This is a genomic window from Bacteroides sp. 2_2_4 (assembly GCF_000157055.1).
GTDB classification, from domain to species: Bacteria; Bacteroidota; Bacteroidia; order Bacteroidales; family Bacteroidaceae; genus Bacteroides; species Bacteroides ovatus.
In genome coordinates this window covers 1-12,229 of record NZ_EQ973357.1, presented here as the reverse complement: position 1 = coordinate 12,229, position 12,229 = coordinate 1, and the positions used below count along the sequence as shown (strand labels likewise).

Annotated in this window: 13 protein-coding genes and 1 pseudogene; 11 read left to right on the top strand and 3 right to left on the bottom strand. The window is 52.0% G+C overall.

The genetic code is table 11. The features are described 5' to 3' along the window. Window positions 1-444 precede the first annotated feature (444 nt). The 11 genes from BSCG_RS21205 to BSCG_RS21240 all read left to right on the top strand — a co-directional run bounded on the left by BSCG_RS21205 (window position 445) and on the right by BSCG_RS21240 (window position 9,241). Window positions 445-795, top strand: coding sequence for a reverse transcriptase N-terminal domain-containing protein (locus tag BSCG_RS21205; protein ID WP_004308130.1), 351 nt, complete (start codon window positions 445-447; stop codon window positions 793-795). Continuing rightward, complete coding sequence (locus BSCG_RS21210; RefSeq protein WP_008775183.1) at window positions 773-970, top strand: reverse transcriptase domain-containing protein; 198 nt, start codon at window positions 773-775, stop codon at window positions 968-970. Before BSCG_RS21205 ends, BSCG_RS21210 begins: the two co-directional genes overlap by 23 nt. 120 nt (window positions 971-1,090) lie before the next feature. Next, on the top strand, window positions 1,091-1,381 hold the full coding sequence (locus BSCG_RS30860; protein ID WP_008775182.1) for a helix-turn-helix domain-containing protein: 291 nt from the start codon (window positions 1,091-1,093) through the stop codon (window positions 1,379-1,381). Between the two features lie 247 nt (window positions 1,382-1,628). After that, window positions 1,629-2,801, top strand: coding sequence for a DUF3575 domain-containing protein (locus tag BSCG_RS21220; protein WP_032849361.1), 1,173 nt, complete (start codon window positions 1,629-1,631; stop codon window positions 2,799-2,801). 18 nt (window positions 2,802-2,819) lie between these two features. Beyond that, on the top strand, window positions 2,820-3,506 hold the full coding sequence (locus BSCG_RS21225; RefSeq protein WP_008775180.1) for a FimB/Mfa2 family fimbrial subunit: 687 nt from the start codon (window positions 2,820-2,822) through the stop codon (window positions 3,504-3,506). Window positions 3,507-3,602: 96 nt separating this feature from the next. Continuing rightward, the gene (locus tag BSCG_RS21230; protein ID WP_241762142.1) at window positions 3,603-4,538 is read left to right on the top strand and encodes a fimbrillin family protein; all 936 of its coding nucleotides are present in this window, start codon (window positions 3,603-3,605) and stop codon (window positions 4,536-4,538) included. A 153-nt stretch (window positions 4,539-4,691) separates the two neighbouring features. Further along, window positions 4,692-6,443, top strand: a complete 1,752-nt coding sequence (locus tag BSCG_RS28590) for a fimbrillin family protein (protein ID WP_008775178.1) — start codon at window positions 4,692-4,694, stop codon at window positions 6,441-6,443. Window positions 6,444-6,536: 93 nt separating this feature from the next. Then, a complete protein-coding gene (locus BSCG_RS0127280) occupies window positions 6,537-6,926 on the top strand; it encodes a fimbrillin family protein (protein WP_229077665.1) in 390 nt (129 codons plus the stop codon). A 6-nt stretch (window positions 6,927-6,932) separates the two neighbouring features. Further along, a complete protein-coding gene (locus tag BSCG_RS0127275; RefSeq protein ID WP_032849360.1) occupies window positions 6,933-8,213 on the top strand; it encodes a fimbrillin family protein in 1,281 nt (426 codons plus the stop codon). 81 nt (window positions 8,214-8,294) lie between these two features. Next, window positions 8,295-8,747: a hypothetical protein gene (locus BSCG_RS21235; protein WP_008775176.1), complete on the top strand. Its 453-nt coding sequence runs from the start codon at window positions 8,295-8,297 to the stop codon at window positions 8,745-8,747. Between the two features lie 2 nt (window positions 8,748-8,749). Next, window positions 8,750-9,241, top strand: coding sequence for a hypothetical protein (locus tag BSCG_RS21240; protein WP_004318655.1), 492 nt, complete (start codon window positions 8,750-8,752; stop codon window positions 9,239-9,241). A 284-nt stretch (window positions 9,242-9,525) separates the two neighbouring features. On the opposite strand, the pseudogene tnpC reads toward BSCG_RS21240, so the two are convergent. From tnpC to tnpA, 3 genes and pseudogenes are all read right to left on the bottom strand, one after another. Continuing rightward, a pseudogene (gene tnpC, locus BSCG_RS21245) lies at window positions 9,526-11,123 on the bottom strand (IS66 family transposase). Window positions 11,124-11,226: 103 nt separating this feature from the next. Next, window positions 11,227-11,610, bottom strand: coding sequence for an IS66 family insertion sequence element accessory protein TnpB (gene tnpB, locus BSCG_RS21250; RefSeq protein WP_013610374.1), 384 nt, complete (start codon window positions 11,608-11,610; stop codon window positions 11,227-11,229). Then, window positions 11,598-12,014 (bottom strand): IS66 family insertion sequence element accessory protein TnpA, encoded by a 417-nt coding sequence (gene tnpA, locus BSCG_RS21255; protein ID WP_013610373.1) that lies wholly within the window; start codon window positions 12,012-12,014, stop codon window positions 11,598-11,600. The genes tnpB and tnpA overlap by 13 nt, the downstream gene beginning before the upstream one ends. Between the last annotated feature and the right edge of the window lie 215 nt (window positions 12,015-12,229).

Sequence of the window (12,229 nt, the reverse complement as noted above, 5' to 3'; positions counted from 1 at the left end):
ATAGCTTACGGATATTTATAAGCTATAGCCAAAAGGTGGGTAGTCAGGATAGTCTTTTGGGAATGTAAGGCTACACGGACATCATACTGGCGGTGGAGGGGCGGGCTCTAAGTCGGGCGTCAGTTACTTGTACGGAACTTGGTAAACCCGTATTTCTCCTGTCTATGTCAGGCAGGTAAGCCAATTGCAAGAAAAGCCGAATGTGGTGCGGGTAAAGGATTGCGGAGAAAGTGAATGATTCTGTGTAATGCGGAGGATAGAGGTTTAAACATCACCCCATGCGAAATCAGGCAGACTTCCGCAGGGTAATTCTTTATGAAACGATTGTAGAACTTTAATAAAATGAAGAAACTGCAAATGAGCAAGGCAAAAGCCGAGTGTGCATCTTTAACCGTACGAAACACGACATGAAAAGATATCGATTCTTCCAAATATGAGCGTAAGGTGAGAAAACTGCAGGTCCGAATAGCAAAGGCCCACAAAGAAAAGAGGTACAACAAGGTAAAGGCCTTACGGTACCTACTTGCCACTTCCTACGAAGCCAAGGCATTGGCGATAAGGAAAGTAACTTCCAATAAAGGTAAACGTACGGCAGGGGTTGACCATATGAAGTGGGACACTGATGCCAAGAAAATAGAAGCTATATGTTTATTGAAAAGGAGAGGATATAAGGCCTTCCCGCTGAGGAAGGTCAACATAGCCAAAGCAAATGGCAAGACAAGATCTTTGGGAATACCAACCATGAAGGACAGAGCCGTGCAGGATATATCTTATGGCTTTAGAACTTATAACTGAAAGTGAAGCGGATGCGAACTCATATGGGTTCAGAAAGTTTAGAAGTACTGCAGATGCAATAGACGCACTTCATAGATGGTTGAGTAGAGACTGTTTACCACAATGGATACTGGAAGGTGACATTAAGGGTTGTTTTGATCATATTAATCATGAATGGCTTCTCAACAATGTGTAGATTGACAGGCTGGTATTAAGGAGATGGCTGAAAAGCGGAGTAGTATTTAATTGCAAAGTATCAATAGATACGCTACACTTTTTCTTTTCGTTGGCAAATCTTAATCCGTATCTTCGTAGCATGAAAGAAGATATACGGATGCGCCAAAAATGGCTTGAGCTATACGTCGAAACGGGTTCTGTGACAAAAACTGCCCTTCGGTGCGGGATTACCCGTTCCACGTTATACCGTTGGATAAATTGCGAGAAAGAACAAGGCAAGTCGGAATTGTCCGATAAGTCTAAACGTCCATCAAGACTTGCCAATATGAAGATAACACCTGAAATTGAAACCATTATCCTTAATCTGTGCGTGAGACAAGAACNGGGGGAGCGCAACGGATTGCCAACTATCTGCTTAGGAAGAGAATAAAGCTCTCAGGCATGACGGTGTGGCGTGTGTTGAAAAGCATCAGGTCAAAGCTGTTGTGAAACGTTGCGAGAAATTTATTTCTTCTTCCAGCCGATTTTTTCCATCGGCAACATCCGGATAACCATATACCCCCGCCGTTGTTCATAGCGGCAGGAAAAACATGCCTGACGGCGATACGTGACGCGCGACTTGTGCCCGCGTGTCGCCATCGGTCGTTATGTCTAACCCCGAAAAGTCAAACAATATTATGGATCAACTCAAACGAATCGCGTTCACGTTGCTGCTTGCCCTGGCGGTATTCCCGCTGTCCGCACAACAAGACAAGGTGGTAGACAGTGAAGCCTACCTTTTCCGCTTCATCGCGGACAAGGACATGTTCTTTTCTCCCTGGAGCGGCAACGGCAAGGAATTGGAACGGCTACTGGCCGCCATCGAGAAGAACCGCGCGGCCATCGAGTCAGGCTGGATGTACCTGTACGTGGCGAGCCACTGCACCAGCGGTCGAACGGAACAATCCGACTCCGTGGAGAAGACCCGTCGCAACCGGGTGAAATCCGAACTTATCACGCGCGGCAAGGTGAAAGAGGTCCATTTCGTCACCGACAAGAAATGCCCGGAATCTTACAAGACCGAGGACGGTGAACCCCGTAACGTGGTAATCGTGCTCCTCCCCGCGGGCGTGGAGGAGGTGGCTGAACTGGCGGGAGCCGACGCCGCTACCAGGGTAGAGGCGTATGACAGGGAGGTGTCGGGCGAGGCTGAACGCGAACGCCTTGCCTCGGAGAAAAAGAGGGAGGAGGAACGACTGGCTGGAGAACGTGCCGAGGCGGAGCGCCTCGCCAAAGAGCGGGCAGCTCGTGAAAAGGAGGAAACCGAACGGCTGGCAGCGGAGCGGCAAGCCCGACCGCGAGCCGGAGTGGAGGCCCCCCGGGCCGTGCCTCACACTTTCGCCTTGTGCGCTAACCTGCTGCGCTGGGCCACGCTCACTCCAGACCTCGGGGTGGAATGGCGCATGAACAAGCGATGGAGCCTGCTACTGAACGGCACCTGGACTTCGTGGTCGTGGAATGACAAAGACAGAAGACACGCCCTTTGGGAAGTGGTGCCGGAACTCCGTTATTATATTGGGAAGGAGAAGCACGGCTATCTCGGCGCGATGTTCAGGACAGGGCAGTTCAATTATAAATTCTCCGCCACCGGCAAACAAGGCGACCTGATGGGCGGCGGCCTGACAGGCGGCTATCAGCTCCACCTGAACCGTGCGTTATCGCTGGACTTCTCGATGGGAGTTGGCTGCACCCACGCGGGGTTCGACAAATACCGGGTCATCGACGGCGTGCGGGTGAGAGACGGCAAGGGAAGCAAAGACTACTGGGGCGTGAACCGCCTCGGCGTATCATTAGTGTGGAACCTATTTTAAACACGGAGGAACATTGCAATGAGAAACAAGAAGACACGTTATACAACCATTCTGACGGTGGCTCTCGCACTGTCGTTTACCTCCTGCGTGAAGGACGAACTCTCCAACACGCCGCATCCGGACAAGGGAGCGGTAATCGTTACCACCGACTGGAGCGCGAAGAGTACGGAAGCGGATATCCCGTCAAGCTATATGCTCCGGGTGGGAACGGAAGAACAAAGCGTGAGCGGAATCACCCACACGTTCAAGGCCTTGCTGCCCCCGGGCGGTTACGAACTGACGGCATACAACAGCCCCGAGCACATCAATGTCAGCGGAAATACGGCTACGGTGGTCATGAACAAGACGGGATTCGCAGAACCTATGCCGGGCTATCTCTTCACCGCCCATCAGTCCATCAGCGTGATGGCGGACGACACGCTGAAAGTGACTGTCCCTGTAAAGCAACTTGTCAGGCTGCTGAACGTGGAACTCTCTGTAACGGAGGACGACTACAGCCGCGCGCTCACGGTATCCATCCTTTTCACCAACGGCGACACGAAGCGGATAGAAAGCGACGTTACCTCAATGCTTGCAAGATTCAATGACCAAACAGAACCGATAAAACTCACGGGCAACCTGCTACTGCCTGTCAAGGCGGGAGTAACGGACGCCACCATCACGGGCTGGAACGAGACCGACGGCGGCAACGCGGACGCGAACTGAAAGCAGACGTCAAATAAGGAAGAGGCCATCCGGTTCGATAAAGGGAAAAGCTATATCAATCATAGTTATATCAATAATCAATAAACAAAAAACATTATGAAGATGAACTCGAAACTTTTCATTCTCGCGACAGCGGCGGCGATATTGGTCGCGTGCGCGAAAGAGAACGAGGAACCGAAAGGTTCCGTGGCGGCACGGATCACTGCAGGGGTGAGCGGCCCGAAGACCCGCGCGGTGGACAACACGTGGGACGCCGACCGAATCGGCGTGATGGTGGTGGATGCCCCCGGCACGACCACGACCATGGGCGGCAAGTACAAGAACGTGGGATACGCGACCACGAGCACCGGCACCAACACGGACTTCACCCCGATGACGGCGGGTGGCGGCATCTTCTTCGAGGACGCTTTCCTCGAGTTTACTTTTGCCGCCTACGCGCCTTACGCATCGGGCGCAAACGCCTCCACCCTGCCCGGTACAGACGGGAAGATTATGGTAAATACAAGCAACCAGCCCACGACCACGGAACAGGAGAAGGTGGACTACATCCATGCCACGGGAGCCAAGGCCGATAAAGACAGCCCGACCGTCAGCTTCACGGACAACACCGCCGCGGGCGGCAGCGACTGCTCCTTCAAGCACAAGATGGCCCGTCTTATCCTCAAGGTGCAGGTGTCGAACATCGACGGTTTCGACGACGCTGCCGTGCTGGAATTCACCGACTACAAGCTGGGCGGCCTGGTTCACGAGGGAATGTTCGATGTGAAGACCGGTACCGCCGCGACCGCGGGCAGCGTTGTGAGCGACTGGATGTTACGCCAGTGCACCGGCGCCCCGAAGACGGCCACGGACAAGTGCGTGGCAAGCTTTGACGCCGCCACGGGCGTGATGACTTTCACCATGATTCTACTCCCGCAGACACTCGCCAACGCTTTGGCGCTTGAGATATCTCCCGATGACGGGGAATACCAGAGCTACTCCAACAAGGACATGATCAAACCCGCGCTCGAGGCCGGCTACTCTTACACCTAACCATCACGGTGAAGAAGACGGGGCTGACCGTCAGCGGAAGCACCATCGAGAACTGGAACGACGGGGAAAGCCATTCGGGTGATGCGAGGATGCAATGACGACTGACAGTTGCGGTGCGAATAATGGAAATGAAACGGAATAAATGAAGACGATATGAAAGGAATAAGTGACATGGGGAGAAGTCTATGGCCGTGCGTCAGTGGCTGGTTGGCGGTTATGACGCTCATGGGCTGGCTATTCGCCTCCTGCGACAATGAGGAGACGGGCGTGCCCGCGTCCTTGCCTGACGGCAAGTATCCTTTGAGTATGACGGCTGAGATAAATCAGCTGCAAACCCGGGCGGGCGGCAAGGATGCGTGGGCGGGCGGCGAGGAGATAGAAGTGCTGTTGGATGGTATGCTCAGTCCCAAAAGGTACGTGATGAACGTCTCGAGCAATGCTGTCCCCAAGGATGCCGGGAACACCATTTACTGGAAGAACACCACCGAGGCGCGCGTCACGGCATGGACTCCGAATATATTCGACCCGAATGTGGATATCTCCGATCAGAGTAGCGGGTATGTCGGTTTCGATCTCTTGTACGCCTCCGCCATGGGGCGTTATGACCAGGCCGTCAACCTCCGTTTCAACCACCGGATGGTGAAAGTAGAATTCACGCTCGCGGCTGGCGACGGCATCACGGAAGAGGAGATAGAGGGTGCGAACGTCACCCTTTTCGGCGATGCGAAAGCCTATTTCAGTGGCGGCATGGTGGGTACGGCTGACCAGTCGGATGGTGAGATAAAACCGTATCACGATGCCACAACCAAGAAATACGAGGCGGTGGTGGTTCCACAGGACATGACGGGCAAGCCACTCCTCCGGATAGGCATCGGCAACAACATCTTTACCTACACCCCTGAAACGGACGCTGCGGGCAAGCTCGAATCGGGCAAGCGGTACGCATACATCGTCACCGTGAAAGCCAACGGTATCGACGTGCAGGCGGTGACCGGCGGCGTTTGGAGCACCGGAGGTGAAGAGAACGTGGAGGTTGTTTCGCCGATTGTTTACACCGCCGACGAAGTGAAAGCCGGAGACTACATTTATTTGGACGGAACTACCTCGGACGGTGGACTGCGTAAACGCTATGCCGATGGAAGGACACCGGTCATAGCAGATCCGAAACCGGAACCGGTAGATGGTAAGAAGGTAGTAGGCATTGTGTTCTGGGTCCCGAAAGACACAGACCCCACGGGACGGACGACCCCGGCTAGCCTTACTGATGACAAGATTATGGCGAAAGATTTTCCCGCCTGTACCCACGGTTTGGCTGTGTCGCTCGAGGATGTTAAAAGCGGCCTATCGGTTTGGCAAGATCCTTACGAGTCCGTGCAAGATTTCCAAAACGGAGTGAATTTCAGCCCTGTCGACAAGGCGGACTATGTGTCCATTGGTGTCGGTAATGGCGCAACAGATAATTCCAACCGGATTCTCGGCTATCAGAACACGAAGGTGTTGCGAGCATATAACGATTATTGTAAGGCTGCATCCGGCAAAGAAGCCTATGTTGTCAGGCCCGTTGACGCCCTCGCAAGCTTCACTAGTAGCAATTATCGTGCCCCGGCAAACAGTACCGGCTGGTTCATTCCTTCGCCAAAGGAACTGCACATGCTCTGTTACAAGGATGTGGATGACGTCTGGGAACAATGGGGTTCCACTCTCTCTTACTATGAAACCAAGAGGATAGTTGACGCTTCCCTTTCCGCTGCCGGCGGTATTGTCTTGAGTGATTTCTACTGGTCCTCTTCGGAACGCGTGGATTACGACGACCGCGTTTTCGATATGAAGTTCGCCGGAGGTGCCAGCATGTGGTTTGGCGGTAAGGAAGGCGGTAACTGGGTGCGTGCCGTGTGTGCTTTTTAACTATTTATTTAATCTGTTTATCTATTGCGGCGTAGCCGCCTGACAGTAAAGGACAAGATACCCGCTTCGCGGGTCGAAGAAATGAACTAAGTAATGATGAAACGAATATTCAAATATACCATAGGAGTTGTCATTCTCCTTGCGTTTGCAGCCTGTACAAAGGAGGAGACTCCCATTTTTCAAGAGGAGGCGCGGGTACTTTCCATCACCGTCACCGACGGTGGCTATGCTTCCGCGAAAAATGCCGACCCGAATGACGCTCCCGCCACCCGTGCCGTGGAGAACGGCTATACCACAGCGTTCACCGAAGACGATGCCTGTGGCCTATACGTGGCGCGCGGCACTCAAACCCTCTATTCCAACGTGAAACTGACCGCAGAGAGGGATGCCGCCACGGGCGACCTCGTGTGGAAGTCCAAGGACAACACGACACTTGTGGGGGGATTGTCGGATGAGCACTACTACCTCTACTATCCCTACTAAACGGATATGAGCGGAAAGACTGCCACTCCCACAGGCTCAGCCTTGACCGACACGGAATTCTTCGCCCCGTTGGTTTCCGCTTGGCAGCCTCAGGACGACCAAAGTACTCATGCGGCATATACCGCCTCCGACTTGATGACTGCCGAAGGCTCCGCAACGACAGGGGAAGACAACACCCTCCACCTCTCTTTCACCATGAACCATCGTATGGCATTGGCCGTCATCGAGATGCCGAATACCGTTAAATACAAGTTTACCGACGAGAGGATTCCTGATTACGCCGTGTCACCCGCCACTACATTCTCTGGCATTGCCCAGCCGCTGCGCGTGAACGATGGTACATACCGCTACTTGGTGAATCACGCGACTCCCGCACCGACTATCGAAGGACGTTATGACGAGGGAAGCAAGGAGTTCACCATAACCCCGTCCGGCCTTTCTACCGGCAGTTACAAGAGATACAAGGTGGACGGCGCGGTGACAACTGTAAAGGACTACACGATGCAACGGGGAGATTACCTGCTCGCCGACGGCAACCTGCTGCCTAAGGGTACTACCCTGACCGAGGAGCAGAAGGCAAGCGTGGCGGCCATCGTCTTCTGGACACCGGCAGAGACCAATCCTGAAGGACGGATCACGCCGGCGTCTCTGGATTTCGACAAGATTATGGTGAAAGAACATCCCAATTGCACCCATGGCCTTGCCGTGTCGATTAAAGATGCTCCGGGCAACGTCTTGTGGCAAAACGTTAACGACTGGGTGGCGGATTTTCAAAGAGGAACAGATTTCAATCCTGTCGATAAGGATGAGTACGTAAACATTGCCACTGGTTTCGATGCGACCGGCAACATAAACAGGATACTCGGTTACCAGAACACGAAAGTGCTGTGGGCGTATAACGGATATTGCAAGACAAACGGCAAAACCGATGCCTTGGTCAATCCTGCTGAGGTCCTGAAAACATTTATCGCAAATAATCCAGCCCCGGCAAACAGCACCGGATGGTTCTTGCCGTCGGTAAAGGAACTGCACATGCTATGTTATAAGGATGTCGATAATATTGCGTACACACGGGACAACACAGAGACAAGGGATATAGTCGAAGTCTCCATCTCAGCCGTTGGCGGTGACGCATTGTCACCGCGCAATAACCATAAACGTTTCTGGTCTTCTTCGGAGAGCCCCAGTAATAAGAATGGCGCTTTTAGCGTGTATTTCTACAATGCCTTCGCACAGCTCAGCGAAAAGGACGGCGCACTCAATGTGCGTGCCGTGTGCGCTTTCTAACCACATAAAACAAAGAAAAATAACGATGTGAAAGGAACAAGATATTCCGGACGATGGATGCGCATCAGCGGCTGGTAGCCGATGTTGATGCTCGCGGGCGGGCTACTCGTCTCTTGCGGCAAGATGGAAACGGGAGAATCTACCACACATTTACCCGATGGCAAGTACCCATTGCGACTGACAGCGGAGGTGGCGCAACCGCACCCCCGTGCCGGCGGCAAGGAGATAGGAGTGATGCTGGATGGCATGCTCAGCCTCCAAAGGTACGTAATGGACGCCTCGGGCAATACTGTCCCAAAGGATACTGAAAACACCATTTACCGGAAGAGCACTACCGAGACATGTGTCACGGCACGGACTCCGAATGCCGATATCGACCAAAGTGGCGGGTATGCCGGCTTCGGCCTTCTATACGTCACCGTAGTGGGAGGTTATGACCAAGCCGTCAGCCTCCGTTTCAACCACCGCATGGCAAAAGTAGAGTTCACGCTCATGGCGGGCGAAGGTATCACGGAGGAAAAACGAATGAAATAGACGTGGTGCAGACGGTGCCGGGCAACACCTGGATTGATGGCGGCGAGGAGAATGTGGCGGTAGCCAAAACAATACACTACACTGCCGATGAAGTGAAGGCTGGGGACTACATCTATTCGGGCAGGAGCACTTCGGACGGCGGACTGCGCAAACGCTATCCCAATGGGAAAGCTCAGGTCATCGCAGACCCGAAGCCGCAATCCGTAGCGGGCAAGACGGTCGCCGGTGTCGTCTTCTGTATACCGAAAGACACTGACCCCACAGGCAGACTAACCCCAGCCCGACTTACTGATGATAAGATTATGATGAAAGATTTTCCGAATGCCGAAATTTGGAATTATATAGTCAACCCATCCCTCGTCGCTGCCGGCGGTCCGACGCCAATTTATACCACCTCTTACTGGTCGTCTACGGAGGCATATTATAGCCCTAACAATGCATATGCCATACACTTTCCAGATGCCACTCTGGAAAGTAATGATAAGTACTTATAAAGTTAGGTTTCTGGCCGTGTGCGCTTTTTAATCACATTAAAGAAAGAAACTGTAGCAAAGCATTCTACATTCGATTCCGGCGGCGGTGCTCCTATCGCTTGCCGCCTGTACGCAAGAAGAGCTCCCGGGCAACCAAGACAAGGCGCAGCAACTTACTTTCTCCGTTACCGATGGTGGATATACGTAAGCGGTTGGGCAAATACATCTTGTAGATTTGATTTTTCCCAAGAGAGATCACTCTGTTTGAGTTATGTATATGTGCAGTGGTAAGACTTATTGGTTCGTCAGAGTTTCAGGTTGCGTGTACAGTTTGTCTGGCGAGTGTCGTGGCTTTGTCGGTATCCACCCCATCTGTCAGGAAGGAGCTCGGTGAGATTTTTCTCTGACTTGGGAGTAAGATAATAGGGAAGTTTGCTGATTACATCATTCAGCCACTCACGTGGATTGACTCCACATTCCTTACAGGAACCGAGTAACGAGCAGATGACAGCCGTGTTTTCAGCCGCTTGCCGATTTCCACAGAACAGCATATTCTTTCTGGTCAAAACCATAGGTCTAAGTGCGTTCTCCGCCCTGTTGTTATCTATAAAAATTCTTCCATCGTACAGATAATGCCTCATTCTTGGTATGAGAGGATAAGCGTAGGCTATGTCAGACTGCGCTTAAGCACTTTGGGGTATGTGTTCTGAAGCCAGAGCTCGAAGGCGTCAAGTAGCGGACCGGCCAGACGCTGCCGTAGCGCTGCACGTTCCTCATGGGAGAGTTGCCGCTCATCAGCCATATACTCCACGTTATACAGATCTTGTATAAATTTAAGTCCTTGCATGGCATATTCCCGGTTCTCTTCCCTGCATGACTCTATGTGGCGTCTGATATGTGCGAGACATCCGCACAGGCGCACGTCTTTCCGGTTCTCAAAAGCGTCATAAGCGGAGTAACCGTCACACTGGAGGTATCCTTTGAACGTTTTCAAGAGATCGACCGCTACCTTTTGAGAACGCGATCCGTTGTCATAATGGAAGAAGAGCAGGCGCGGCACCGCCGCTCGTACTATCCAGATATACTCCTTTGCTGCCTTGTGCCTGTCATGGTCTATGACCGGGAGAGTGGTTTCATCCACCTGTATGTAGTCAGAGGAGAGGACTTTCTTTTTGAGTTCAAGGTAAAGAGGTCTTAAAAGTTCACAGACCGGCTTGAACCAGCCATCCAACGTGTTTCTCGACAGTTTCACTCCCAGATGTTCCAGTTGCTTGACCTGCCGGTAAAACGGAACGTGATACTCGTATTTCTGTAAAAGTATCTCCGCGAGCATGGAAGCCCCGGGCATACCTTTATATATAGGCATCAACGGCAATGGAGCGGTGACTACCATCCGCTTCCCGTTTTCAATGGCCTCCGTTTCGTCTTTGATTGCATACGTGGGGCGTACCGTGTCTTTTACATAGAGGTATCCGGGTTTCATCTCAAGGGTTCTGGTGTGTTCCTCGCCTATCTTGACGTATTTGTCAAGGTCGAGGTTTTCCGGCTCGATGATAACCGTCACGACCGGAAGGTCGTCCATGATAATCCGATTGCGGCGTGGAGTTTTACCGGCGACTTGAGGTTTGGGGGTGATAATCTGTGCCGCCTTGTTTCTGGCCGCTTCGATTTCCGCCTCTATCTGTCCCAAGTCGCCGTAATCAAAAGGGAGCATGGGGTCCCCGCTGTTTATAGGATTGCATTTCTCACTCATCTTCCCGAACACTTTCCTTTTCAACCATGCAAGGGAAGCGTTCAGTTCAACTATCGTGGCACGGAGCTCCTCTATGGTCTTGGCCTGGGACTCGATGATCTCACTTTGCTTCCGGTTCGTCTCCATCAGCAAGGCAAGCTGTTCCAGCATGGGGTCCGTCACCCGCTTCGGTATATCTTCTTTCGTTGTCATTCAATATCCTGTTTGATTGTATAAAGGTAGTGAAAAACAACCGGAAAAGCAAGCCGGCAAACTATTTGTTTACAGATATTTGCCAGTGTCTTTTCAGATCGGAGAGCCGTCTTTGCCTTCCCTTTCGTTTGTCCTCGTTGATGCCTTCCACCATGATGACAAGATCACTCCAGGTCATGGGGTACGAGTGGGTTTCAGGATCATAAGCGGGGATTTTAAAAGTTCCTTCCTCAAGCAGTTTCTCGTACATCACCAGACCTCCCGTTTCTGCGTGCAGAAGCTTTATACGGTTTTTCAGCCTGTTGATAAAGATGTACACATCTCCATTCCGGACATCCCCGTTCATTTTTTCCCGGATCAGACCGCTCAAGCTGAACATGCCCTTACGCATATCGGTACTGCCGGGGCATAAAAAGTAACGCATGGAGTCGTTCAGGCAAAACATGTTCCACACAGTTTAGTGAGCAGGCTCAAAGCGGCTTTACAACCACCCGTGCCCTTAAATTTCATTTTAATCCCGTTGGGAAGCTCCAGGGATATCTCCGAGTTGTCAGTACATTTACCGGAAGTTTTCTCTGTCTTTTGCGGGCACAAGGCAGGTTTGGACTGGAACGTTGGTGCAGACACATTGTTGTTGTCTATGCTTATCGGAACAAAACCATCCATGCCAGCTGTGGGGACACTTCCAGATTTAAGCTCCTCGTCCGATATATTGAAACGTGAGCGCCAGTCGTAAAACTGGGAACGGTTATATCCTTCATTCGCACAAAAATCCTTTACCGTTAAGTTGCTTTGGCGTTGTCGAAGAAGAATATGGAAAAACTCCTCCCTTGTCATATATTTTGCCATAAATCCTTTTTGCACACAAAGATAAACGGGAAAGGATATTATGACAAGATGTATTTGCTCAACCGCTTACGGATATACGTCGGCTGTTCGCAAAACCACCCGTACTGTGGAGAATGGCTGCCAAACCAAGTTTTCCGAAGGCGGGGCCTGCGGCCTATACGTGGTGCGGGGCACTCAAACAGTCTATTCCAACGTGAAACTGACAGCCGAGAGAG

Excerpts from the sequence above, each read along its gene's own strand:
- BSCG_RS21210 (WP_008775183.1), top strand. The coding sequence starts at position 773 with ATGGCTTTAGAACTTATAACTGAAAGTGAAGCGGATGCGAACTCATAT.
- BSCG_RS21220 (WP_032849361.1), top strand. The coding sequence starts at position 1,629 with ATGGATCAACTCAAACGAATCGCGTTCACGTTGCTGCTTGCCCTGGCG.
- BSCG_RS21225 (WP_008775180.1), top strand. The coding sequence starts at position 2,820 with ATGAGAAACAAGAAGACACGTTATACAACCATTCTGACGGTGGCTCTC.
- BSCG_RS21230 (WP_241762142.1), top strand. The coding sequence starts at position 3,603 with ATGAAGATGAACTCGAAACTTTTCATTCTCGCGACAGCGGCGGCGATA.
- BSCG_RS28590 (WP_008775178.1), top strand. The coding sequence starts at position 4,692 with ATGAAAGGAATAAGTGACATGGGGAGAAGTCTATGGCCGTGCGTCAGT.
- BSCG_RS0127280 (WP_229077665.1), top strand. The coding sequence starts at position 6,537 with ATGATGAAACGAATATTCAAATATACCATAGGAGTTGTCATTCTCCTT.
- BSCG_RS0127275 (WP_032849360.1), top strand. The coding sequence starts at position 6,933 with ATGAGCGGAAAGACTGCCACTCCCACAGGCTCAGCCTTGACCGACACG.
- BSCG_RS21235 (WP_008775176.1), top strand. The coding sequence starts at position 8,295 with ATGTTGATGCTCGCGGGCGGGCTACTCGTCTCTTGCGGCAAGATGGAA.
- tnpB (WP_013610374.1), bottom strand. The coding sequence starts at position 11,610 with ATGTTTTGCCTGAACGACTCCATGCGTTACTTTTTATGCCCCGGCAGT.
- tnpA (WP_013610373.1), bottom strand. The coding sequence starts at position 12,014 with ATGGCAAAATATATGACAAGGGAGGAGTTTTTCCATATTCTTCTTCGA.